This window comes from Spirulina sp. CCY15215 (assembly GCF_016888125.1).
GTDB lineage: Bacteria > Cyanobacteriota > Cyanobacteriia > Cyanobacteriales > Spirulinaceae > CCY15215.
Map to the genome: position 1 here is coordinate 1 of NZ_JACSWA010000260.1, position 24,842 is coordinate 24,842.

Annotated in this window: 17 protein-coding genes and 1 pseudogene; 12 read left to right on the forward strand and 6 right to left on the reverse strand. The window is 42.7% G+C overall.

Going from position 1 to position 24,842, the window contains the following annotated elements:
* Nucleotides 1–254: 254 nt before the first annotated feature.
* The gene (gene cysH / locus JUI58_RS02580) at nt 255–1,082 is read left to right on the forward strand and encodes a phosphoadenosine phosphosulfate reductase (RefSeq protein WP_204102181.1); all 828 of its coding nucleotides are present in this window, start codon (nt 255–257) and stop codon (nt 1,080–1,082) included.
* An 89-nt stretch (nt 1,083–1,171) separates the two neighbouring features.
* Here the strand turns inward: cysH and JUI58_RS02585 are convergent, their stop codons facing one another.
* The 5 genes and pseudogenes from JUI58_RS02585 to JUI58_RS27555 form a co-directional block, all read right to left on the reverse strand.
* The gene (locus JUI58_RS02585) at nt 1,172–2,164 is read right to left on the reverse strand and encodes an adenylate/guanylate cyclase domain-containing protein (protein ID WP_204102182.1); all 993 of its coding nucleotides are present in this window, start codon (nt 2,162–2,164) and stop codon (nt 1,172–1,174) included.
* A 173-nt stretch (nt 2,165–2,337) separates the two neighbouring features.
* A complete protein-coding gene (locus JUI58_RS02590; protein ID WP_204102196.1) occupies nt 2,338–2,955 on the reverse strand; it encodes a DUF3120 domain-containing protein in 618 nt (205 codons plus the stop codon).
* A gap of 221 nt (nt 2,956–3,176) precedes the next feature.
* On the reverse strand, nt 3,177–5,009 hold the full coding sequence (locus JUI58_RS02595) for a glycosyltransferase family 39 protein (RefSeq protein ID WP_204102183.1): 1,833 nt from the start codon (nt 5,007–5,009) through the stop codon (nt 3,177–3,179).
* 82 nt (nt 5,010–5,091) lie between these two features.
* Nucleotides 5,092–6,309: a DNA double-strand break repair nuclease NurA gene (locus JUI58_RS02600; protein ID WP_204102184.1), complete on the reverse strand. Its 1,218-nt coding sequence runs from the start codon at nt 6,307–6,309 to the stop codon at nt 5,092–5,094.
* Between the two features lie 79 nt (nt 6,310–6,388).
* A pseudogene (locus JUI58_RS27555) lies at nt 6,389–6,487 on the reverse strand (Uma2 family endonuclease); the annotation flags it as partial.
* A 94-nt stretch (nt 6,488–6,581) separates the two neighbouring features.
* On the opposite strand from JUI58_RS27555, the gene JUI58_RS02605 reads away from it, so the two are divergent.
* From JUI58_RS02605 to JUI58_RS02645, 9 genes are all read left to right on the forward strand, one after another.
* Nucleotides 6,582–7,373, forward strand: coding sequence for a YdcF family protein (locus JUI58_RS02605; protein WP_204102185.1), 792 nt, complete (start codon nt 6,582–6,584; stop codon nt 7,371–7,373).
* Nucleotides 7,374–8,015: 642 nt separating this feature from the next.
* Nucleotides 8,016–8,834, forward strand: a complete 819-nt coding sequence (locus JUI58_RS02610; protein ID WP_204102186.1) for a metallophosphoesterase family protein — start codon at nt 8,016–8,018, stop codon at nt 8,832–8,834.
* Between the two features lie 66 nt (nt 8,835–8,900).
* Nucleotides 8,901–10,334, forward strand: a complete 1,434-nt coding sequence (locus tag JUI58_RS02615) for a hypothetical protein (protein ID WP_204102187.1) — start codon at nt 8,901–8,903, stop codon at nt 10,332–10,334.
* A gap of 244 nt (nt 10,335–10,578) precedes the next feature.
* Nucleotides 10,579–12,066, forward strand: a complete 1,488-nt coding sequence (gatA, locus tag JUI58_RS02620) for an Asp-tRNA(Asn)/Glu-tRNA(Gln) amidotransferase subunit GatA (RefSeq protein WP_204102188.1) — start codon at nt 10,579–10,581, stop codon at nt 12,064–12,066.
* A 15-nt stretch (nt 12,067–12,081) separates the two neighbouring features.
* Nucleotides 12,082–12,936, forward strand: a complete 855-nt coding sequence (locus JUI58_RS02625; protein ID WP_348539820.1) for a DNA adenine methylase — start codon at nt 12,082–12,084, stop codon at nt 12,934–12,936.
* Nucleotides 12,937–12,980: 44 nt separating this feature from the next.
* Complete coding sequence (locus JUI58_RS02630) at nt 12,981–13,955, forward strand: alpha/beta hydrolase (RefSeq protein ID WP_204102190.1); 975 nt, start codon at nt 12,981–12,983, stop codon at nt 13,953–13,955.
* Between the two features lie 2 nt (nt 13,956–13,957).
* On the forward strand, nt 13,958–16,582 hold the full coding sequence (locus JUI58_RS02635; protein ID WP_204102197.1) for a DNA polymerase III subunit alpha: 2,625 nt from the start codon (nt 13,958–13,960) through the stop codon (nt 16,580–16,582).
* Nucleotides 16,583–16,737: 155 nt separating this feature from the next.
* A complete protein-coding gene (locus JUI58_RS02640; RefSeq protein ID WP_204102191.1) occupies nt 16,738–19,032 on the forward strand; it encodes a DUF3488 and DUF4129 domain-containing transglutaminase family protein in 2,295 nt (764 codons plus the stop codon).
* A gap of 92 nt (nt 19,033–19,124) precedes the next feature.
* Nucleotides 19,125–19,700, forward strand: a complete 576-nt coding sequence (locus JUI58_RS02645; RefSeq protein WP_204102192.1) for a Uma2 family endonuclease — start codon at nt 19,125–19,127, stop codon at nt 19,698–19,700.
* Between the two features lie 26 nt (nt 19,701–19,726).
* Here JUI58_RS02645 and JUI58_RS02650 read toward each other — a convergent pair whose 3' ends face one another.
* Nucleotides 19,727–20,617, reverse strand: coding sequence for a LysR family transcriptional regulator (locus JUI58_RS02650; protein WP_204102193.1), 891 nt, complete (start codon nt 20,615–20,617; stop codon nt 19,727–19,729).
* Nucleotides 20,618–20,763: 146 nt separating this feature from the next.
* On the opposite strand from JUI58_RS02650, the gene JUI58_RS02655 reads away from it, so the two are divergent.
* Both JUI58_RS02655 and JUI58_RS02660 read left to right on the forward strand, forming a co-directional pair.
* Nucleotides 20,764–22,557 carry a SulP family inorganic anion transporter gene (locus JUI58_RS02655; RefSeq protein ID WP_204102194.1) on the forward strand — a complete coding sequence of 598 codons (1,794 nt, stop codon included), beginning with the start codon at nt 20,764–20,766 and terminating at the stop codon, nt 22,555–22,557.
* A gap of 129 nt (nt 22,558–22,686) precedes the next feature.
* Complete coding sequence (locus JUI58_RS02660; RefSeq protein WP_204102195.1) at nt 22,687–24,750, forward strand: cation:proton antiporter; 2,064 nt, start codon at nt 22,687–22,689, stop codon at nt 24,748–24,750.
* The last annotated feature ends 92 nt before the right edge of the window (nt 24,751–24,842 follow it).

Sequence of the window (24,842 nt, forward strand, 5' to 3'; positions counted from 1 at the left end):
ACCCCCATTATGGTTTATTGTAGTGGGAGCGTCTCGCTCCCTAGCTCTAATTATTCGGAGCAATGTTGTAAATTTGCAACTTTGAGATGCACCCAAAACGAAAATACCGTACCCAGGCAAAGGACAGGATAGCCGCAAGCGCAACATATCTTTGTCAAGATTTCCCCACAACTTGACAGAGGGTGCAAATTCCGATAGGTGTAAACTGAGTAAAAGAATTGAATTGAACTGAACTCAAGGGAGTTACACTCCGTATGACTACAACACAACTCGCTGATGCTATCAAGTTTGAGAAAAACACTAATTCTGCAAAGGCGATCGCCAGCATTAGATCCGAAGCACCTCAACTAGACAATTTAAACGCCCTCAACCACCACTTTTCCGACACGAAAGCCAGCGCTACAGAAATCGTGCAGTGGAGTGCAGAAACATTTGGCCGCGGTCTGGTCATGAGTACCAGTTTTGGCATTCAATCCGCCGTGATGTTACATTTAGTTACTCGCACTGTTCCCAATATTCCCGTAATTTGGGTGGATACGGGCTATCTTCCCCCAGAAACCTATCGCTTTGCGGACGAATTAAGCCAACGCTTGCACCTAAATTTACAAGTTTATCAATCTCCCCTCAGTCCAGCGCGAATGGAAGCGCTACACGGTAAACTGTGGGAACAGCACGATGTTGAGGCATTCAACCGTTACGACAAAATCCGCAAAGTCGAACCGATGCAACGGGCATTAAAGGAATTAGGGGCAACCGCTTGGTTAGCGGGACTTCGCAACAATCAAACCAATCATCGCAAAACCCTAGATTTTGTCAATATTCAATCAGAAATTTATAAAATCCTGCCCATTTTACGTTGGAATTCGCGAGATATTTATCAATACCTCACGGCAAATGATTTACCCTATCATCCCCTTTTCGATCAAGGTTATGTCACTGTAGGAGATTGGCATTCCAGTCGCCCTCTCATGGCAGGAGAAGACGATCGCGATACCCGCTTCCAGGGCTTAAAGCAAGAATGCGGCTTGCACCTCCCTCAAACAGAAGGAGAAGCCGAAAGCCTCGATTCAAGTTCGCTTTAGAAAAAACACGAAAAATAAGGAGAGTTGGTTGTTCCCCTCTTCCCCTTCTCTCCTCTTCCCTGTTGCCTCTCATCTTCCCTGTTGCCTCTCTAAAGAACTTTATTATCTAAAAGGATTTTATCCAAGAGAAAATTATCTAACTCTTCAAAAGTAGAAGCGTAGGTAATGGTTGGTGTTTCGTAGCCTTTGAGATGAACTGTATGCTGTCGAAAACGCTGCTGTGCCTTGCCGACTTCTGCCAGATAATTATAAGTTGTTTCCCCGAGGGCAATATCTCGCTGAATTTGTTTTGTACAAGACTCTAAACGAAACGCAGTATTCACTGTATCGCCGATCGCCGTATAATCGGGGCGATCGCCGGTGCCTGTATTCCCAACCATTGCATACCCTGTATTAATTCCTGCCCCAATTCTTAACTGAAAGGGCAAAGGATAATGATTGCCGAGATCGTGGGTCATTTTGTTGAGATCGCTAATAGCTTGGAAAATTTGAATAATTTCTTCTTTGGCAATTCCTGTTTCACCGTGAAACCAAAGGGACATCACCGCATCGCCAATATATTTATCTACCCAACTGCCTGAGTCGCGAATAATCCCCCCAGCTTGTCTAAACCAGTCCCCGATCAGACTTGAGAGAACTTTTTCATCCAGTTTTCGCGCTAGAACTGTAAAATCGCGGATATCTACTACCATCACCGACATTAAACGGCGAACATGGAGGACAGAGGTAGAGGTTTCCTTACCCACGAATTCAGAGGTTTTTGGACCTTCTTTGGGAGGACAGCGAAAGTCTAATTCTGTTTGCCCGAAGGTGATGCGATCGCCATTGCCGAGAATCATGGGAATACTGACCCGGCGACCGTTAACAAATGTACCATTCCGACTGCCGAGGTCGATTAAGTAAAAATCTCCGGTTTCAGTACATTGCAACATGGAATGATTCCGGGAAATCCAGCGATCCCGAATGACAAAATTATTATCTTCGTTGCGTCCAACCGTCCAGTGATTGCCACCAACCAAAGGAAGATAGCGATTGCCACTGGCAGTACGAAGAATCAGGTAAGGGGTAGATCCCGTAGTCATGCGGGAGGTTAAGGTAAGGGCTGAGGGCAAAATTGGCTTTGTCTTGGGTACATTTTAGAGTTGATTTTGACAATCTGCATCAGAAATATATTGATTCTTGCTCATTTCTACTAATCTTTTATACTTCATTTTGCCTTCTTCATACTTCCCAAATTTCTTCATCCTGTGCCTTATCACGCTTGGGAAACCACTAACCAGAATAACCCATCAACGAGAATTGTACTCAATACGGCTCCCCCAAATGCCCACCAATGTTGTTCTTGGTTTTGGAGCGATCGCATTCCTAGGATAAATAATAGGGACAGCAAGGCGATCGCGCAACTCAATCCCCAAGGGGTTTCAATTTGGGCGATCGCGTTATGAAATATTTCGGGGGCTAATTCTGGTTCCACTTGCATGATTTGCCGCCAATAGGGGATTAATCCGGTTAAATAAAAGTAAAGATCGGTGATGGCTGTCCCCAATAAGGAGCCTAAATAAAATAAGTTGCCGACTTTTCCCCAGCCGCGTTTGAGTCCCCAGAGGGCGATGGGAAGGGCGATCGCTTCTACGGGAAGATGTAAGAAGGGTTCCCAGCGCAACCAACCCCAATACAACGATCCTGCCAGCCAACTCCAGCTAAAACCAAGCAGGATATCCCCCCAGAGTTGATATTTTGGCGATCGCCATAAGCAATAAGCCAGTACAAACCAACCGACTGTCAGCAGCAAACTCAATTCAGGAAATGAACGAACTAAGGGTGCCTGAAAAAAGACGGGGACAGAAACAAGAAAACCCGAAGCTGCAAAGATGCGCCAGAGTTGACTTTGAAGGGGTTGAGAGTTAGCAAAGAATGGTGAGATTCGCTGGTGTGGGGTTAGCCCTGTAGTGGTTGAGGAGAGTAGAATTTTAGTAAACAAGATTATGTAAATATTTATTAAGGTTTTTTAATTTTCCTCAATATAGCACGATCTTGCGAAAGCGGTCTAATTATCTCTAAATTTCCCCATTGAGAATTAATAATTGATAATTGTCAAGGGTTTCGTTGCAAAATTGTATCGCGATTGACGCGAATGAGTTGATAGCTTCCTTTTCCTTCTAAATATTCATAATCTCCCGATTTAAGATTGCTTTCTCGAGTTTTATCGGGACGGCTAAGAATAAGGATAGGATAATCTTGAGGGCGATCGCCAGCTTTTTCTTTTAAACGCTTCAAGAAATGAGGAGTATGAGAAAAGAAGGTAACGGGACGTTGGGAATAAAAAACCAGACTGGGTTTTTGAAAGCCAATCATCACAAATTCTTCTTGAGGTTGTTCGACTCGGGCGGCGAATCTGGCTAGTTCTCTTAAGGGTTTTTGGCGCAAATTATCGGCAAAGTAGGAAGCAGGAATAAGGGTAAAAATAATGAAGCAAAATAAAGCAATAAAATTAACACAAAATATCCAGCGCCAATTTTTTTGACGTAATAAGAGGAAGGCGATCGCCACGGCACCTATACTCCAAATTAATGCTCCTATTTCTGGCAAAATACTTTTAATGGCATCTTCTGCTAAATTTAATGCTGCTGGATCGTAGCCGATGGCAAATGGTCCGTAGAGACAGCCAGCGACGAGTAATAACAAGAAAATAACATTGGCTATTCCGGTGATGAAAAAGCTATTATCTTTTCGCTGTTTTAAATCCGGCGATCGCGTCAATTCTTGACTCCATAGCAATGCAACTAAAACCGACGCACCAGGAAGTAAAGGTAAAGTATAACTGGGAAGTTTGGTAACAGCGACAGAGAAAAAGATAAAAATTATGGCAAACCAATAAAAACAGAACAAGCCGAAATGAGCCGATCGCGGTTGTTGCTGCCAAAAAGATCGCCGCCAAAATCGCAATCTAGCCATCGCGATCGGCACATATAACGACCAAGGTAAAAAACCAATCAACACCACCAGAAAATAGAAATACCAAGGCGCTGAATGGTGATTAACGACATGGGTAAAACGTTCAATATTATGATAACCAAAGAAGGAATCGATATATACTTGGCCATTCGCTAAAATAACAGCAACAAACCAAGGAATTGTAATAATACTAAAGAGAATTGCCCCAAAAACTAGCTTTGCTTCCTTGGCAACTTCTCGGAATTTCCCTACATAAAACAAGAAAGCTAAAATCGTCAAGCCAGGCAAAACAATGCCCACTGGTCCCTTGGTTAAAACTGCCAAAGCCAAAAGCAGATAAAAAGCAATATACCAACGATTGGGAAATGGGGAATTAGGTGTTATTTTTTCCCCAACTGGTGACGGTATTGAATAGCCCCAAAAAAAGCAGAATATTGCACCATTCATGCAGGCAGAAAGCAACATATCTGAAACGCCTGTTCTCCCCCAAGCCATTGTTTGCAAATTGAGTGCCATTAGTGCTGACCCGATCCAGGCTGAAAGCCAAAGCTGGCGCTGAGTTTGAGGAGAATTGGGTTCCGTAGTAACGGCTTTGGGAGAGGGAAAACCAAACCTTCGCAGGGTGAAAAAACCGAGAATTGTCATGGCGATCGCGGACAATGCAGAAGGTAAACGCGCCCCCCATTCATTGACTCCGACAATCTTATAGGCGATCGCCATCAACCAATACACCAGAGGGGGTTTATCGAAGCGTGTCGCCCCGTTAAAATAGGGGGTAATCCAATCCCCCGTAACGGTCATTTGACGGGCTGCTTCGGCGAAAAGAGGTTCGGTTTCGTCCACCAAACCAACACTACCCAAACCCCATAAAAAAGCAACAAAACAAGTCACTCCCAACAAGATTCCCGAAAACCACCAATTGCGCTGGGGATATTTCTCAAATTTTTGCCACCAGTCTTTCAAAATACCCATTTTCCCTCTCTTTGTTTGGAATTTATCAGCCTAGCAAAAATTGTTCAAATATAGTCTGAAAGTTCTGGAATTTTGACTATAATTAAGCCGTTAAGCGCTTCTTGGACTGATCCTTATATGATGTTCCCACATTTCGCAACCCCGCTTTAATCATTTGGTCTTCCAATAGGGCAAAAAAGCGGGCGCGATCGCCTCCTCTGACGACGGCTTGATTGTGAGATTCCGCGATCGCCACAGGATAGCCGGCACCTTTGTAAACTTGTCCTAACATAATGCTCAAAGATTGCTCAAATAACTCCTCATCTTCGGCCACCCAGCGCGGAACTTCAATGCGTGCCACTTCTGTCCCCACATGAACGTAACAAAAGTAAACTTGCAAAGGTTCGGGATATAAATCTATAATTTTTGCCTGACTTTTCCACAATGCCCCGCGCTGTCCCGGTTGTAGGAAATGCACCCATAAAGTCGAGTCTCGCAAAGGTTCGATAATTTGACAGGGAAGCCTATTGCTTTGTCCTCGATCCTTGGGTAAATTGCTGGAGTCACAATGGGTTAAACAATCGGGGGTTTCATAAGGGCAAGCGCAAAGACGGAGAAAATTCATAGCTTCTATGTGACGAGAAGCGCTGAGATAACCCATGAGAGGGATGCGATTTTCCCGCAATCTTTCCCAGGCTTCTAACATAGGGGGAAGAAGGCGATCGCGGGCTTCAGAGGGCATTCCATCTAAAAACCAATAGATCAAAGACCCGTCTACCATTGCTAAATTAGGGTCAGAATGGGGACCTGGGGGTTGTACCCAACGACAAGCCATTTCCGCCAGCATTTCCGCTTCAGAAACAGTCCGTCGATGTCCCATCCATTCCTCGGTACGAATACCCCATTGTTTAGAAATATGCAAGTCTTCTGCCTTATAAAACACTTCAGGAATAGTATCGAGAAGGGGGTGTAAACTCTGCCCATAATGCAGCATAACGCGCCCCACATTAACAAGATAACAATAGGCTATCTCGTGGTGAGAAGGAGATATTTGAGAGCCATCTGTAGCAAAAACCGTGTGTTTTTCGGCGGGGGGTTGTAACTCTTTACAAGTATCAATTGCTTCTACAGGAGTTGCGGCGGCAAAAATGAGGCGATCGCGCCACTTTTCCTGAATTTCAAGTAATTCTTCTTGGCAATCGCAAGTTTCTTCCAGTAGCGATCGCGATCGTTCTAAACGTTGGCGACTAATCTTCGCTTCCTGTTGCAAATGATTGCTCATTCCCGGTAATTGTCGTGCTAATTTGGTTAGATCGAGCATAATTGGTTGTCGTAGGGGTTTGGTCTCCAAACCCTATTTTTTATTGTAGGGGTTTGGTCTCCAAACCCTATTTTTTTACTAAGGTGGCAAACTGTTCTTGAGTGACATGGAGTTTCAGAGTTTTGGGAAATCCCAATAATAGCGTTTCGGTTTCTGGTTTAGCGGGAGTCTGTACCATTTTGACCTCTCCTATCATAAAGATTGGCTAGTTAGATTTTAGCCGATCGCCCTCCCTAAAAAACAAATCAGTAGATTCAAAAACAATAAAATCAATGTTTGTCTATTTTTCCAAGCTACTCCCCTTATTTTTATATCCCCTCGGATTCACTTGTGTATTGCTGGCGATCGCCTTACTTATTCACTGGTTTCGTCCCCGTTGGACTCCTATTCCTATTATTTTAGCGCTGCTGGTTTTATTATTAGCGGGAAATGGTTGGGTCAGTAACGCGATCGTGAAGTCTTTAGAGTGGAAATATTTGCCCGATGGACAACTTCCCAAAGCAGATGTTATTGTTTTGCTGGGAGGTTCTTTGCGTCCGATTTCTCCTCCTCGTTCCACAGTTGAAGTTAGCGAACAAGGCGATCGCGCTTTATTTGCTGCCCATTTATACCGCGAAGAAAGAGCGCCTTTTATTATTGCTTCGGGGGGACGAGTACAATGGCGAGGAGGAGGACCACCGGAAGCAGCAGATACAGAACAATTTTTAGAAGCGATCGGGGTTCCAGCTTCAGCAATTATACAAGAACCCGACTCATTAAATACTTATGAAAATGCGGTTAATGTGGCAAAAATTTTAAAACAAAGGAAAATGAAGCGGGTTTTATTAGTAACATCTGCTTTACATATGCCGCGATCGCTGGCTATTTTTAGAAAGCAAAATATAGAAGCAATTCCCGCACCTACCGATTTTCTGGTAACAGAACAACTTTTACAAGAAACCAGTAGTAGTGCAAAAGCGATATTATTGAATTTTATTCCGGATGTCGATCGCCTAGAAAGAGCAACGAAAGCAATTAAAGAATATATTGGTTTTGTTATTTATTGGTTACGAGGATGGATTTAGAATACCAATAAAAACTCCTCGACTATAAAAGCCAAGGAGAAAAGAAATCAGGGTGCATCTGTTATTTCTTTATACTGTTTCTATTTTCTTCATTCCGGATACTTTCTCAAATATTTTGCCTTGAATATAAACAAAAACTCCCTGACTATAAAAGCCAAGGAGAAAAGAAATCAGAGTGCATCTATTATTTCTTTATACTGTTTGTATTTTCTCCATTCCGGATGCTTTCTCAAATATTTTGCCTTGAATATAAATAAAAACTCCCTGACTATAAAAGCCAAGGAGGAAAGGAATCAGGGTGCATCTGTTATTTCTTTATACTGTTTGTATTTTCTCCATTCCGGATACTTTCTCAAATATTTTGCCTTGAATATAAATAAAAACTCCTCGACTATAAAAGTCAAGGAGGAAAGGAATCAGAGTGCATTTATTACTCTTTTCTACACCGAGTTTTAATTTATTTCCGGACAATTGAAGAAAAATAGCCGATCGCCTTTCCCAAAAATTGCCCCAAACTCTTCCCTCATTAGCTTTACAAGCGATCGCAAGATTTATTAAACTCCTATAAACCCACCTCTCAGGGAAAATTCAGTCATCATCCCTAAGCTAAACAGAACTTTATGCGAAGTCCAACCCTTCACCATGTCGGAAATTAAAACTATTGTTCTTCCCGATGAATGTACGCAAATTGCTCTCTGTGGCGGACCTTACAGCAATTTTAGTGCAGTTGAGGCATTTTTAGAAGCAACCAAAAATATAGAACATCGATTTTGTTTGGGAGATATGGGAGGGTTTGGGCCTTGTCCCGATCGCACCCTCGATCTATTGCGATCGTCCCAGATTATTTGCTTGCAAGGGAATTACGATCGCGCGATCGCCTACGAGGAAAGGGATTGCGGTTGCGGTTACTCCGATCCCCGCGATCGCCATTTTGCACAACTCAGCTACGATTACACCTTTGCCAAAACTTCTCCTCACCATCGCGAGTGGTTACAAAAACTCCCTTATCTCATTCGCTTGGAATGGCGAGAACATTCTCTCTTATTGTGCCACGGTAGCCCCCAACAAGTTAACGAATTTGTTTGGGAATCAGAAACCGAGGATCGCCAAATTGCACAGAATTTGCGACAATTCCAAGTTACCGGAATTTGCTGCACACATTCGGGACTCCCTTGGTTGCGTCGCATTGAGGAGGGTTTTTGGTTGAATGTGGGAGTTTTGGGACGACCTCCCCATGAAGGAAAACGTCACGTTTATTATGCGATCGCAGATTTTCCCGCAATTGCAAAAACTCCTCAACCGCGTTTAATTCCTTTAGCTTATGATGTCGAGACAGTTGTTTCTCTGATGGAAAAAGAAGGATTACCTGTTGAATTTTGCGAATCTTTACAACAAGGAATTTGGACAACTTGCGGGGAAATTTTACCCGAAGCAGAAAAAACAATCCGTCCTCGCATTTAACACTTATCAAGTATCTTGCTTGGTAATCATTCATTGATAATTGTTCATTCTTTATTGCAACGATCTATGGCTTTAATTTTGACTTGGACGCTTTTATTGGGTTACGGTTTCTTTATCTATCAAGTCGTCCAAAAAACAACCCCAGACCGTGTTTCCGCTTCAGGATTTTTTCATGGCGAATCTGCTAACGGAAAATCTCCCAGTTTATGGCTATTGGTATCCAGTGCAGCAATTAGCTGGATTTTTGCCAAATCTATCGATAATGCTGCCAGTTTAGCACAGTCTTTTGGTATAGCTGGCGGCATCGGTTATGCAATTTATTATCTGAGTTTTATTACTGCGGCGATCGCCATTTACTATATCCGCAAACGTTGGGGTTTTCATTCTCTCCCAGAGTTTTTAGTGAATAAATATGGAGCATTGTGTGCTAAATTCTTTCTCATTGCGATCGCCATTCGTCTCTTTAATGAAGTCTGGTCAAATACCAAAGTTTTCTCTCTTTATTTTGGCGAAGAAGGGAGTTGGGGTTATTGGTTAGCCGTCCTCTTTGTTACCGCTTTTACAGTCTATTACAGCCTTTGGGGAGGACTTCGCAGCAGCCTCTTAACCGATGGGATGCAAATGTTATTAGCAGCCGTCTTATTAGTGATTATTTTAGTCATTTTAATACCGGGTTTTGTCAGCCAAGGATTACCCGTTGTTGACTCCGAGACAAATAGTGCAGGTTTAACGTTTTGTGGGTTAGCTTTCGTGCAGATTTTTAGCTATCCTTTTCACGATCCCGTCTTAACCGATCGCGCTTTTATTACCTCCCCCAAAGTCATGTTAAAGGGTTTTATTTTAGCGGGTTTGGTAAGCGGTGGCTTTATTTTACTCTTCAGTGGTGTTGGTTTATATGCGCTGACTTTTGGGTTAGCAGGAAAAGCAACATTAGCCGTCCCAAAATTGTTTGGCTTACCCTTATTGTTAGTTTTTAATGCAATTATGTTGACCAGTGCAGGGTCTACATTAGATTCTACCTTTTCTAGTGTCGCAAAATTAACAGCAAGAGATTGGTCAAATCGACAAGGAAAACCAGAGGAATCTGAAGCGCGTTTTGGGAGATGGTCGATGATCGCGATCGCAGTGTTAGGAAACTTACCCTTATTGGGAATTTACCTGGGAGATAAAGTCGGACCCGCGATTATTCTAGCAACCACCATTAGCGGGACAATGGTAATGGGTTTAGCGCCTATTTTCTTGTTAGCTTTTATTCCTAATGCGGGACGATGGAGTTTTAATTTTTCCTTTTGGACGGGGTTGAGTTTGGGAGTTTTGCGAGTCATTGAAAGTGCTTTTTCTGTACAAATCTTTCCCGAATGGATCGCGATCGGTGCGGGAAAATATGCCCCCGATCTGGGGATTAATGTTTACGGTTTGATTTTGTGTACTCTCGGATTTTTACTCGGAACAATTTGCGATCGAATATTTGATAAAAAAGGATTAAATTCTAACACCTGAAAAACGTGCCGATCGCCAACAACAACAGGCTACTCTAGCCGATTCCAATGGCGATCGCCAACAACAAGAGAAGGAACAAATTTTTTACAAAATTTTAGACAATCCCATTAAGAGGAGCTTTGGGAACTGGATTTGGTATTGTAAAGTTTAACTAAAAATATAGTCAAACAGAGTGATTTATGGTAAATTATTGTCATCATACCTATAAACTGTAAAATGGTTCACCCCTAAACAAGTATCCCGCATGGCATCGATCCGCGAACTCCACAAACAATTAATCCAGAAAGAACGCTCTGCTGTTGAGATTGCGACAGAAGCATTAGACCGCATTCAGAAACTCGAACCCCAACTCCACAGCTTTCTGCACGTGATGGGCGATCGCGCTTTGGAACAAGCAAAAGCCGTTGATGACAAAATTGCAGCCGGGGAAGCGATCGGTTTACTGGCAGGAATTCCCATCGGCATAAAAGATAATATCTGTATGCGCGGGGTGCCCACCACCTGCGGGTCGCGAATTTTAGAAAATTTTGTTCCCCCCTACGAATCTACCGTTACCCAAAAACTGCAAGATGCAGGGGCAATTTTAGTCGGGAAAACCAACCTCGACGAGTTTGCTATGGGGAGTTCCACGGAGAATTCTGGCTACGGGAGAACCTGTAACCCTTGGGATCGCGATCGCGTACCTGGAGGCTCTTCAGGAGGCTCTGCGGCGGCGGTAGCAGCCGGAGAATGTACGGTAGCATTAGGGTCGGATACTGGGGGATCGATACGCCAGCCCGCCTCTTTATGCGGGGTTGTGGGGATGAAACCCACCTACGGATTAGTTTCGCGCTTCGGTTTAGTCGCTTATGCTTCCTCTTTAGATCAAATTGGTCCCTTTGCTGGCTGTGTGGAAGATGCCGCTATTTTGTTAGGGGCGATCGCGGGACACGATGCCAAAGACTCCACCAGTTTAAAAATTGAAATCCCCAATTATTGCCAGTTATTGCGCCCTAATTTTCGCCCCAGAACTCGTTTAAGAATTGGTGTAATTAAAGAAACTTTTGGCAGTGGCTTAGATTCTGTAGTGGAAAGTCGCGTTAAAACCGCGATCGAACAATTGCAACTTTTAGGAGCAGAAATTCAAGTTATTTCTTGTCCTCGATTTGAATATGGTTTACCCGCTTATTACATCATTGCACCTTCCGAAGCATCCGCAAACCTGGCTCGTTACGATGCGGTTAAATATGGCATTCGTGCAGAAGAAGCCGACAATCTCATCGATATGTATAAAAAGACCCGTGCTAAAGGATTTGGTACAGAAGTTAAGCGCCGGATTATGTTGGGAACTTATGCACTTTCTGCGGGATATTATGATGCTTATTATCTCAAAGCGCAAAAAGTTCGCACCCTAATTAAACAAGATTTTGATTCAGCTTTTGAAAAAGTTGATATTTTAGTTTGTCCCACTTCTCCCACGACAGCCTTTAAAGCTGGAGAGAAAACCGACGATCCCTTGAGTATGTATTTGTCGGATTTAATGACTATTCCTGTTAATTTAGCCGGATTACCTGCTTTGAGTATTCCTTGCGGGTTTGATGACCAAGGTTTACCTGTAGGAATGCAGTTAATTAGTAAAGTATTGCGAGAGGATTTGTTGTTACAAGTCGCTTATGCTTACGAACAATCAACAGATTGGCAGTTTTATAAACCCGATTTAACAGTTGCCACAAAACAACAGAAGAAATCATAAAAGAATGTGGGAAAAATCATTAAAAGCCCTTTGCGGTATCCTGGTGGAAAATCAAAAGCGATTCAAACAATTTTTCAATATTTTCCATCCCATTTTGCCGAATATAGAGAACCCTTTATCGGAGGAGGTTCTCTTTTTATTTATCTCAAGCAAAAATATCCTCAGCTTCAATTTTGGATTAACGATTTAAACCCAGAAGTCTATTATTTTTGGCAAGTTTTACAAAATAATCCCGATCGCCTTATTCAAGAAATATATCGAGTTAAGGAAAGCGATCGCAACGGTAAAGCTCTTTTTAAGGAACTCAGCCAGATTAATACAGAACAATTGACTGAAGCAGAAAGAGCAATTCGTTTTTTTGTATTAAATAGAATCACATTTTCTGGAACAATTGAAGCGGGGGGATTTTCGCAATGTTCTTTTGAAACAAGATTTACTTATTCATCTATAGACAGATTAAAACCCTTACCAGAAATTTTAAAAAATACTAAAATTACAAACCTAGACTACAGTGAAGTTTTACAACAACCTGGCGATCGTGTTTTCATCTTCTTAGATCCTCCTTATTTAACTGCAACAGGTTCAAGACTGTATGGAAAACGAGGAAACTTGCATACATCCTTCGATCATCACCGCTTTGCCAATTTATTAAAAGATTGCCCTCATCAATGGCTAATTACCTACGATGACTCCCCAGAAATTCGCGAGAACTTTAAATTTGCTTATATCTATGAATGGGAGCTACAATATGGAATGAACAACTATAAACAGAAAACTGCTGGGAAAGGTCGAGAATTGATGATTACAAATTACCCAGTGAAAGAAAGAAATGATAAACCTACACAGTTAAGTTTGAACCTAGAAGTGTGACACTTTTTATATTGTCCCTGTTTTTTATCTCATCTAATCCTCCAATGTCACTTACTTTTTTATTGCCCATCGCTGGAATTGGCTCTATTTACATTTTCTTTTGCTTTGCCTTATTAAAATGGCAAAATCGTTTTATCTTTTTACCTTCTGCAAAACTCAGGAAAACACCTCAAGATTACGATCTAGACTATGAGGAAATCTGGATTTCTGTGGGAGAAGGAAAATTAACAGAAGAACAATCTAAAAACATACCGGAAAAAATACATAGTTGGTGGATTCCTGCACCCCTACATTCTCAAGGAAATGGCGATCGCCGAACAATCTTATTTTTGCATGGTAATGCGTTTAATATTGGCGCAAATTTAGAACAAGCAGAAGTTTTCCATCGCTTGGGATTATCTGTATTTATGGTCGATTATCGCGGTTATGGTCAAAGTAAAGGTCAATTTCCCAACGAATCTCAAGTTTACGAAGATACCCAAATTTCTTTAGATTATTTAGCAGAACATAAAAATATTCCCTGCAAAGATGTTATTGTTTACGGGCATTCATTAGGAGGGGCGATCGCGATCGAACTTGCAACCAAAAATCCCGATCTCGCTGCACTGATTATTCAAGGATCTTTCACATCTCTTCGGGATATGATAGATTACGATAAGATTTTTACAGTTTTTCCTGTAGATTTATTATTGAACCATTATTTTGATTCCATTAATAAAATTGCAGCCTTACAAATGCCGATGTTATTCATTCACGGAAATGCCGATCGCCGCATTCCCGAATGGATGAGTCACACTCTCTATGAAACCGCACAAACACCGCTAAAAGAACTTTATATTGTCGAGGAAGGCGATCACGATCATATTGTTGAAATTGGTGGAGAAGTCTATTTTCGCAAACTAGAAGAATTCATCCAAAAAGTGCGATCGCCAGAGAATGCAGCCATCAATCATCAGCAATGTGCATCAAGTCATCAGTCACCAGTTAAGGAACATTTATCAACAACAAATAGCCAATAAAAATTATGTTTGTCGGTTTACACATTCACAGCGATTATAGCCTCCTCGATGGTGCATCACAATTGCCCTCCTTAGTCGATCGCGCTGTAGAATTAGAAATGCCCGCGATCGCCTTAACAGATCACGGAGTCATGTACGGTGCGATCCAACTCTTAAAAACTTGCCGAAGTAAAGGAATTAAGCCCATTATTGGCAATGAAATGTATGTCATTAATGGGGATATTCACGACAAGAAGAAACGCAATAAACGCTATCATCAAGTCGTTCTCGCCAAAAATACCCAAGGCTATAAAAATCTAACTAAACTGACAACTATTTCCCATTTAGAGGGAATGCAAGGGAAAGGCATTTTTTCCCGTCCTTGTATTAATAAAGACCTTTTAGAACAGTATCGTGAAGGTTTAATCGTCACCAGTGCTTGTTTAGGAGGAGAAGTCCCCCAAAAAATCCTCAAAAATGACTTAGAAGATGCGCGAACAGTTGCCCAATGGTATAAGAACTTATTTGGGGATGATTACTATTTAGAAATTCAAGATCACGGTTCCGCAGAAGATCGCATTGTTAACCTTGAAATTGTTAAAATTGCCCGAGAATTAGACATTAAAATTATTGCCACAAACGACTCTCATTTCATCTCCTGTAATGATGTAGAGGCACATGATGCCTTATTGTGCATTCAAACCCAGAAACTCATCACAGAAGATAAACGCTTGCGCTATAGCGGTACCGAATATCTCAAGTCAGCAGAAGAGATGAGAGAATTGTTTCGCGATCACCTAACCAATGACATTATCGAAGAGGCGATCGCCACAACAATTGAAGTTGCCGAAAAAGTTCAACCCTACAAAATTTTAGGCGAACCTCGCATCCCCGATTATCCCATTCCTGCCGGTTTTACTGCCGATAGTTATCTCGAACAAGTTACTTGGGAAGGACTCTTAGAACGCCTTAAATGCCGTTCTCGTGGGGAAGTGAATACCACCTATAAAGAACGGCTAGAATTAGAATTGAAAATGATGCAAAAAATGGGTTTTTCCACCTATTTTTTAGTGGTCTGGGACTACATCAAATTTGCACGAGATAATCATATTCCTGTTGGACCAGGACGCGGTTCTGCTGCGGGTTCTTTAGTCGCTTATTCTTTGAAAATAACCAATATTGACCCAGTGCGTCACGGACTTTTATTCGAGCGTTTTTTGAACCCTGAACGTAAATCTATGCCGGATATTGATACAGATTTTTGTATTGATCAACGGGAAAAAGTGATTGAATATGTAACAGAAAAATACGGTAAAAATAATGTTGCTCAAATTATTACCTTTAACCGCATGACCTCCAAAGCGGTTTTGCGAGATGTTGCCAGGGTGTTAGGTATTCCCCTTTCCGATGCCGATCGCATGGCCAAATTAATCCCAGTTTCTCGAGGTAAACCCACTAAATTAAAAGTGATGGTTTCCAAAGATACACCGTGCAAAGAATTTAAAGAAAAATACGAAAACGATCCGCAAATTACACGCTGGATCGATATGGCCATGCGAATAGAAGGAACAAATAAAACTTTCGGCGTTCATGCGGCTGGTGTTGTAATTTCCTCTCAACCTTTAGACGAAGCAATTCCCCTGCAACGGAATAATGAAGGGTCAACAATTGTCCAATATTCAATGGAAGATGTAGAGTCAATGGGACTCTTAAAAATGGACTTTTTAGGACTCAAAAACTTGACAATTTTGCAAAAAGCTGCCGATCTTGTCAAGGAAAATCAAAACATTGACCTAGATTTAGATCAACTGCCTTTAGACGAAAGACGGGCATTAGAAATTAAAGAAAAAGGGAAATTAAATAAATTACCAGGAGATATTGATAAAACCTATAAATTATTTAAAGCTGGGAACTTAGAGGGAATTTTTCAGTTAGAATCTGATGGAATGCGTCAGATTGTTAAAGACTTAAAACCCTCAGAATTGGAAGATATTTCTTCAATTCTCGCCCTTTATCGTCCAGGTCCTTTAGATGCAGGACTCATTCCCATGTATATCGATCGCAAACATGGTCGTGAAGAGGTACAATACGATCATCCTCTCCTCCAATCTATCCTGAAAGAAACCTATGGAATCATGGTTTATCAGGAACAAATTATGAAAATTGCCCAAGATTTAGCCGGATACTCTTTAGGAGAAGCGGATTTATTGAGAAGGGCAATGGGTAAGAAAAAATCATCAGAAATGAAGAAACATCGCACTAAATTTATTGATGGTGCAACCAAAAATGGAGTTAAGCAAAATATAGCCGATCGCCTTTTTGAACAGATGGTCAAGTTTGCTGAATACTGTCTCAGTTACGATACACAAATTTTAACGGTAGAATATGGTGCAATGCCCATTGGTAAAATAGTTGAAGAGCAAATAGAATGTAGCGTGTATAGTTGCGATAAAAATGGCTTTATTTATACTCAGCCCATTGTTCAATGGCACGATCGCGGAGAACAAGAAATATTTGAATACGAGTTAGAAGATGGTTCTATTATTCGTGCCACTTCAGATCATAAATTGATGACAGAAGATGGTCAAATGCTGCCCATTGATGAGATTTTCGAGAATGGGTTAGAATTAAAGAAATGTAGTGCATAATTACTTTTCACAAGTTAAGAAAGATTGTATCTTTCCTAGCGCGATCGCCTTCTTGGTTGTAGCGGGTTGGGGAATGCGATCGCCTTTTTCGACTTGGTTGAAATAGCGCAAAAATTGTTTTATGGTAGAGAATAACTCAATCCCCAAACCTAGCGATGGATAGCATCAAACTGCGCCGTATTCCAGGTATAACCCAACTCTGGGAACGTCTCCAAGCCCTCCCCAAACCCAAAACCGAAGAATCCATCAGTTTGAGAATTTTGGTGCAGATTTTGGTCATTATTGGGATTGTTGCTACAGATATTGCCGCCGATGCTACCATGAGTGCTTGGGCAATTCCCCTCAGTTTGGCGGGAGGTGCTTATAGTTGGTATCGGCGCAAGAAACGCAATATCGCGATGAAATTTATCATTGCGATGGGAATGCTGGGAACTTTGGTCTACTTCTTTGGTAACTTACTCGCAAACTTAAACGATACTCGCCTCGTCCTTGCCGAACTTTTGATCCAATTGCAAATTCTACATAGCTTCGATCTACCTCGCCGCAAGGATTTGGGCTATTCGATGATCATTGGTTTAATTCTTTTAGGGGTGGCAGGAACTTTAAGTGAAACTTTGGCGTTTGCCCCTTTTCCTGTCTTATTTTTAGCGATCGCCCTCCCAGTCCTCGTCCTTGATTATCGCTCTCGTCTCGGTTTTGACCAAATTCAAAGACGGAAAGGAGGAGAAGAAAAGTTAGAGAAACAACCCAGAAAATTCCCCTTTTCTCTCACTCGTCTGGTTTCTTTTTTGGCGATCGTGATGGCGATCGGTTTACTCATTTTTGCCCTGATGCCGCGCTTTCCAGGCTACCAACTGCAAACGTTTCCCGTTACCTCTTCTATTGAATTTGAAAACGAACGATTTAACGACACTAATCGAAGAATTTTTAATCCTGGAGTGAGAAACGGACAAGAAGGAGAAAATGGAGAAGCAACAGGAGAGGCAGGAAACGGAGAAGCAATAGCAAATGATTCCCTCTATTACGGGTTTCAGTCACAAATCGATCAAAGCCTAAATAGTGGTGGTTTACCGACCTCGAAAGTGGTTTTGCGAGTGCGATCGCAAGCCCCAGGATTTTGGCGCGTGTTAGCCTTCGATCGCTACACGGGAAAAGGATGGGAGATTTCCCGCGATGATAAACTCTTAACCATTACTCGTCCCCCTTGGAGTTATCGTTTTTTTCTCACTCCTTCTCCTGCGGGGGAAACGCGATCGATTATTCAAACCTATACCGTCGTCGATCGCCTTCCCAACCTCTTACCGGCTTTAAATCAAGCCCGGTCTGTATATTTTCCCACCCCAGAAGTCGCCCTCGATCCCGAAGGCAGTATTCGCGTCCCCGTGGCCTTGAGTGAAGATTTAACTTATACTGTGGTTTCCGATGTTCCCAGCCGCGATCGCACCCAACTCGGACAAGCCTCAACTCAGTATCCCCAAACGATTAGCAAATACTATCTCCAAATTCCCCCCGAAAGTCGCGAGAAAATTCGCCAACAAGGGGAAAAAATGCTCTCGAAAGCAGCAAATCCCATTACTAACCCCTACGAAAAGGCACTGTTTCTCGCTCAAGCACTAAAGCAAAGTTATAGCATTGTCCCAGATTTTCAACTCGAAGCAGGGGAAGATTTAGTGGAAACATTCCTCTTTAAATATCAAGGCGGATATCCCGATCATTTTGCCACAGTTTTAACGGTTATGCTCCGTTCTCTCGATATTCCCAGTCGTTTAAGTGTGGGCTTTGCTACAGGTCAATTTAACCCCCTTACTGGATTTTACCTAGTTCGCAATACTGATGCCCACGCTCTCACAGAAGTATATTTTCCCGATCACGGCTGGTTTTCCTTCGATCCCCTTCCAGGTCACGATATTGTTCCTCCTTCTTGGGAAGAAAACGCCACCTTCGGCGTTTTGCGGCAATTTTGGCATTGGGTTGCGGGTTGGCTTCCTTCCCCTGTCACCAGCTTTCTTAGTTATATCGTCACGAAAGTGATTGAAGCGATCGCCTGGGTCGCAACGAGAATCTGGCTGTTTGTCTCCAGTAGCGCCATCGGTTTCTTGAGCGGTTTAATTGGCGCGATCGCCTTTAGCTTCCTCAGTTGGCTGGTCGCCTTACGAGTGCGATCGTGGTATCTGTGGCGCAATTTGGCTAAATTACCGCCTATGGAACGACTTTACCAACAAATGTTACAAGTTTTGGCAGCCAAGGGTTACAACAAAAACCCTGCACAAACCCCCTTAGAATATGCCGCTACAATGCGGGAACAACTTCAACAAGGAACAGCCGAGATTATTGCAGAAATCTCCCAGGCTTATGTGCAATGGCGTTATGGCGAACAAACTCCAAATTTGCAACATTTACGCCAACGTTATCGCAATCTCTGGCAAAAATCCTCAAATTCTCGCCAATAACATTGCGAACTACCGCGATCGCCTTTGACTGACTGGTAAAATTAGAGGAAGCGCGATCGAGGGAATCATTGTTCAGATGCAGGGGAATACAGATGACTCAAATCACCACCACATCCATTAACCTCAAGGAATTCCTCCAACTCCCCGAAACAACTCCCCCTCGGGAATTTATTCAAGGGCATATTCTCCCCAAACCCATGCCTCAAGGACAACACAGCCGGATTCAGCAAAAACTGATTGGCGAGATTAATCGGGTTGCGGAAGGAGATCGCATTGCCCTTGCCTTACCCGAATTGCGTTGCACTTTCGGCGGACAGTCTACTGTACCCGATATTGCCATTTTTACTTGGGGGCATTTACCCATCCTCGCGAATGGCAACCTAGCTAACACCTTTACCACAGCCCCAGATTGGACGATTGAAATTCTTAGCCCCCAACAACCTGCTACCCGCGTCACCCGCAATATTTTTCATTGTCTGAACCACGGTACGCAACTCGGTTGGCTCATCGATCCAGGCGAACAGTTAATCTTGACATATAAAAACGACTGCGCCCCTGGATTGTTTGAAGGGGATTCAAGCCAGCAATTACCAGTACCGAATTGGCTTCTTGATTTATTTCTGACCCCGGCTCAGATTTTTGGCTGGTTACAGGTAGCCGATCGCTAACAAGATCGCGATCGCTCCTATAACTATTAGAATTGACTCTGCTCGAGCAGATATTCTAAGAATGTTTGCGCGATCGTAGAAAGTTGTTTGCTGCTGAGATAAGCAACATACCAATAGCGTTCGATGGGAAATTCTCGCACATCTAAAATGGCTAATTCCGATTCTAACTCCTTAGCAAAAAGAGAATGTTGAGAAAGAACAGAAATCCCTAATCCTCCTGCGATCGCGTGCTTAATTGCCTCATTACTGCCCAACTCTAACCGCACCCTTACCGAAACTTTGTGCTTATTCAATAACTCTTGTATTGCCCGTCTCGTACCCGATCCTGCCTCCCGAGAAATAAAAGATTCTCCATTCAACTCCTGAATCGAAATATTATGTTTCTCCGCAAGGGGATGATCGGACTTCGCCACCACCACCAAAGGATTTTCTAAAATTTTTTGTACCTCTAAATTAATATCTTTAGGAGGATTGCTGAGAATGTATAAATCGTCTTCATTTTCCGTCATGCGTTGAATTAACTGTTGATGATTGATCACCTGCAAAGAAATGTCAATTTCAGGATAAGTTGCACAAAAAGAACCCAATAATCTCGGCACAAAATATTTAGTCGTCGTTACCGCAGCCAAACGCAACTTTCCCCGCTTCATCCCCTTAAAATCCGCAACCTGCATCTCGAAATTTTCTAGGCGATCGAAAATATCCCGACAAGTCCCGAGTAACGCTTCTCCCACCTCAGTCAAATAAAGTTGTTTGCCAATTTGCTCGAATAAAGGTAATCCTAGAGTGTTAGCCAAATGCTTCACTTGACTCGATACCGTCGGCTGAGTAATATTTAACTCATCTGCAGCCTTCGTAAAGCTGCGGTGTCGCGCTACCGTCGCAAAAACCTTTAATTGGTGTAGTGTTGCCTGCATCGATGACCTCCCGTAAGTCAATCTTAAAAATTAGATTAAATTTTCTGAATTAAAAATTGAGTTTTGTTGCGCGATCGCTGTACTATTATGCTAATCATAGACTAAAATCAATGATTTAAAAAAATTCATAGCTTTCAATCAATAAAATGTCCACCTTAAGGATTACCAATCAAATTCATTTCCGCAATGTGCGGGGCGACCTCTTCGGAGGACTCACCGCCGCCATTATTTCCCTGCCAATGGCCTTAGCCTTCGGGGTTGCCTCTGGAGCCGGTCCCGAGGCGGGACTGTGGGGAGCCGTTTGCGTCGGCTTCTTTGCCGCCCTATTTGGTGGCACTCCCACTCTTATATCCGAACCCACGGGGCCGATGACCGTGGTAATGACCGCCGTGGTTGCTGCCATGCAAGCAGGCAACCCCGAACACGGCTTGGCCATGGCTTTTACCGTGGTGATGCTGGCGGGAATTTTTCAAATTATTTTTGGGGCATTGCGGCTGGGGAAATATATTACCCTCATGCCCTATACCGTGATTTCCGGGTTTATGTCCGGGATCGGGCTAATCCTGATTATTTTGCAAATTTCCCCGTTTCTGGGACAGGCAAACCCCAAAGGAGGAGTATTAGGAGTCGTTACGGCGCTTCCCGAGTTATTGGCCAAGGCAAATCCCATCGAAACCATTTTGGGAATCTTGACCGTGGCGCTAATTTTCTTCACTCCTTCCCACATCAAAAAATTCTGTCCGCCGCAATTATTGGCCTTAGTTGTGGGTACCATCGTCTCCCTCGTTTTCTTTCAAAATGTGGAAATTCGCCGCATTGGGGAAATTGCGATGGGACTGCCTACCCTGCAACTCCCTTTCTTTACCATCGACCAACTCACCCTCATGTTTATTGATGGTGTAGTTTTAGGGATGTTGGGATGTATTGACTCGCTGTTAACCGCAGTCATTGCCGATAGTTTGACCCAAACGCAACATGACTCTGATAAAGAATTAATCGGTCAAGGAATTGGTAATATTGTTTCCGGTTTATGCGGCGGTTTACCCGGTGCAGGGGCAACAATGGGCACCGTTGTTAACATTCAAACCGGAGGACGTACAGCATTATCGGGACTGACTCGGGCGGGGATTTTATTTGTCGCTGTCATGGGAGCCGGTACTTTAACTCGTCAAATTCCCCTGGCTGTTTTAGCGGGTATTGCTTTAAAAGTAGGTATCGATATTATTGATTGGAAATTCCTGCGTCGCGCTCATAAATTATCCATCCGCGCTGCTGCCATCATGTATGGAGTGATGCTCTTAACCGTCTTTGTTGACTTAATTATGGCGGTGGGCTTGGGTGTTTTTGTGGCTAATATGCTGACGATTAAACGCTTGGCTGATATTCAAGCCGAAGGGGTTAAATCGATCGATTCTCCCACGGGAGAAGTCCTCGAAGATCCCGAAGCACGAGCATTATTGAAAGCCGCAAAAGGCAAAATCTTGTTACTGCACCTGGGAGGCCCGATGAGTTTTGGGGCAGCCAAAGCGATTACGCAACGGCAATCCATTCTTGATAATTATGAAATGCTTTTGCTCGATTTAACCGATGTTCCTTTGTTAGGTGTAACGGCAACTCTCGCCTTAGAAAAAACCGTCGATTCTGCCTACGACAAATCTTTAGAAGTTTTTGTGGTGGGAGCAGAAGGCAAAGTTCAGGCACGCTTGCAACGGTTTAATATTTTAGATCGGATTCCTCGGGAAAATCTGGTTGCTACGCGAGTCGAAGCCTTGCGAATGGCCTTAGCAAAATTGGAAGTTACCCATCCCGATCTGGCGGATCAGATTCACGCGCAAACACTCAATCCTGTAGATTCTGAAAAATCTGAAACTCCAAAAATCGAGCCTTTGAATTCTGAAGAACCTAAAGAACCTGCGATCGCCAAAATAGGGCAAGAATAAATACTACAGCAAAAATGGCTGCTAAAGCAAAGCAAGACACTCTATTTTAAAGAGTTATTGTTTTGCTTTTGGTTTTATCGCAAAATGCGGTATTCTGGTTGAAACTCTTTCTTTTCCATCCTCAAAACTATGGAAAATCTCCTCGCTCTTGTTCCCGATACGCCCATAGTGGTGTATACGGTTTTGTTATTAATTACCTTAACAATTCCGCCCATTTTCGAGCGATTGAAATTACCAGGATTGGTAGGACTTTTGGTAGCAGGTATTGTCATCGGACCGAGTGGATTAAACTTTCTCAATGCCGATGCGGACATTATGCAGTTGCTTTCAGATGCGGGTAAAATTTATCTCATGTTTGTGGCGGGTTTGGAAATCGATCTGGATGAATTTCGGAAGACAAAGGAGCGATCGCTGGGATTTGGCTTGGCGACTTTTTTGATTCCTCTTTTGATGGGAACTCTGATCGGTCATGGGTTTGGATTTGGTTGGAATGCGTCCATTCTCATCGGCTCTTTATTGGCTTCTCATACTCTTTTAGCTTATCCTATTGTCGATCGCTTGGGAGTCGCTCGCAATGAAGCAATAACGGTTACGATTGGCGCAACAATTTTCACAGATATCTCGGCACTTTTAGTATTGGCTGTGTGCGTTTCTATCCATCAAGGAGAATTTTCTATCGCTTCCCTGATTGTACAATTAGGTACTTTAGCGATTTATTCAATTGTCGTTTTATTTGGGTTTGATTGGGCAGGAAAAGAATATTTTCGACGCACGGGAGACGATCTCAATAATCAATTTCTCTTTATTTTATTAGTGGTTTTCTTGGCGGCTGTGGGAGCGCAAATTATTAATATTGATAAAATTGTCGGTGCATTTTTGGTGGGTTTAGCTGTTAACGATGTAGTGGGTCACAGTCCGGTAGAAGAAAGGATAGAATTTGTCGGAGCAACGTTATTTATTCCCTTTTTCTTTGTGGATATTGGTTTGCTGTTAGATATTCCCACTTTTATGAATACTCTCACCACAGAGTTAGGAATCACTTTGGCGATCGTGGTAGGTTTATTCCTCAGCAAATTTCTGGCGGCTTTGGTAGTCAAATTGCTCTATGGCTACGGTTGGTATGAAGCCCTAACCATGTGGTCTTTATCTTTGCCCCAAGTGGCGGCTACTTTAGCGGCGACTTTGGTTGGGGTAGAAGCAGGATTAATTCCCGATTCGATCTTTAATGCTGTTATTGTTTTAATGTTAGTTACGGCGATTCTCGGTCCAATTCTAACCTCTCGCTTTGCTTGCAATCTGCCTTTGCCTGAGTTACAGATGCAAGAACAACCCGAGCCGGATTTGCAATTACCTGTCTGGTTAGAGCCAAACCATCCTTTTACGGTGTTGATACCCATTGCTAATCCGTTTACAAAAGGATATTTAATCGAGATGGGAGCGTTGCTGGCTCGTCAAGAAAGGGGGAAACTGATTTTCCTCTCTATTGTTAGATCCTATGCTCAGTTGGACGATCCCGATCTATCTCGATCTATCGATCGCAGCGATCGCCTTCTCTCTCAAGCAATGGATATTAGCAAAATGTTTGCGGTGGAGGCAGTACCGGAAGTTCGCATTGATGATGATATTCCCATCGGCATCGCCCGTTGCGCTAGGGAACAAAATGCCAGTTTAATTATTATGGGTTGGGGAAAAACCACAGAATTGCGAGCGCGGTTGTTTGGTAGTTTTATTGATAGCGTTTTGTGGGCGGCACATTGTCCTGTTGCTGTGATGCGCTTACTCAATGAACCTGTAGATATTCATCGCATTCTCATGCCGATCGAAGATCTGCTCCCCCAAACCTTACAAGCCCTGCGTTTTGTTCGTTTATTTGCCAATAGCAACCAAGGTCATATTACCTTTTTGCATATTTGCGATCGCCAAACTCCACAGGAACAAATTGATTTATTCTCTTCCCAATTGTCGGAATTTTTAGAGAAGAGCGAACCCAAAGTATATTTTACCATTCAAACTTCTCGCAATGATAATGTCGCCGAACTGATCTTGACAACATCGCGATCCTTCGATTTAGTGGTTTTGCGGTCGATCCGTCGCCGCACCGCAGGGGGTTTAGCTGTCAGTGATACGACGACCTATGTGATGTCTAAGTTGAATTGTTCTCTGGTTGTAATCGGCGAACCTTCTTCAATTTAATTACAAAGTTTAATTACAAAGTTTAATTACAAAGTTTAATTACAAAGTTTAATTACAAAGTTTAATTACAAAGTTTAATTACAAAGTTTAAT

Coding starts and splice junctions, on each gene's coding strand:
- JUI58_RS02610 (WP_204102186.1), top strand. CDS start 8,016: ATGTCGGAAATTAAAACTATTGTTCTTCCCGATGAATGTACGCAAATT.
- JUI58_RS02660 (WP_204102195.1), top strand. CDS start 22,687: ATGGAAAATCTCCTCGCTCTTGTTCCCGATACGCCCATAGTGGTGTAT.
- JUI58_RS02615 (WP_204102187.1), top strand. CDS start 8,901: ATGGCTTTAATTTTGACTTGGACGCTTTTATTGGGTTACGGTTTCTTT.
- JUI58_RS02585 (WP_204102182.1), bottom strand. CDS start 2,164: ATGACTACGGGATCTACCCCTTACCTGATTCTTCGTACTGCCAGTGGC.
- JUI58_RS02645 (WP_204102192.1), top strand. CDS start 19,125: ATGACTCAAATCACCACCACATCCATTAACCTCAAGGAATTCCTCCAA.
- JUI58_RS02655 (WP_204102194.1), top strand. CDS start 20,764: ATGTCCACCTTAAGGATTACCAATCAAATTCATTTCCGCAATGTGCGG.
- JUI58_RS02600 (WP_204102184.1), bottom strand. CDS start 6,309: ATGCTCGATCTAACCAAATTAGCACGACAATTACCGGGAATGAGCAAT.
- JUI58_RS02630 (WP_204102190.1), top strand. CDS start 12,981: ATGTCACTTACTTTTTTATTGCCCATCGCTGGAATTGGCTCTATTTAC.
- JUI58_RS02640 (WP_204102191.1), top strand. CDS start 16,738: ATGGATAGCATCAAACTGCGCCGTATTCCAGGTATAACCCAACTCTGG.
- gatA (WP_204102188.1), top strand. CDS start 10,579: ATGGCATCGATCCGCGAACTCCACAAACAATTAATCCAGAAAGAACGC.
- cysH (WP_204102181.1), top strand. CDS start 255: ATGACTACAACACAACTCGCTGATGCTATCAAGTTTGAGAAAAACACT.
- JUI58_RS02605 (WP_204102185.1), top strand. CDS start 6,582: ATGTTTGTCTATTTTTCCAAGCTACTCCCCTTATTTTTATATCCCCTC.
- JUI58_RS02650 (WP_204102193.1), bottom strand. CDS start 20,617: ATGCAGGCAACACTACACCAATTAAAGGTTTTTGCGACGGTAGCGCGA.
- JUI58_RS02595 (WP_204102183.1), bottom strand. CDS start 5,009: ATGGGTATTTTGAAAGACTGGTGGCAAAAATTTGAGAAATATCCCCAG.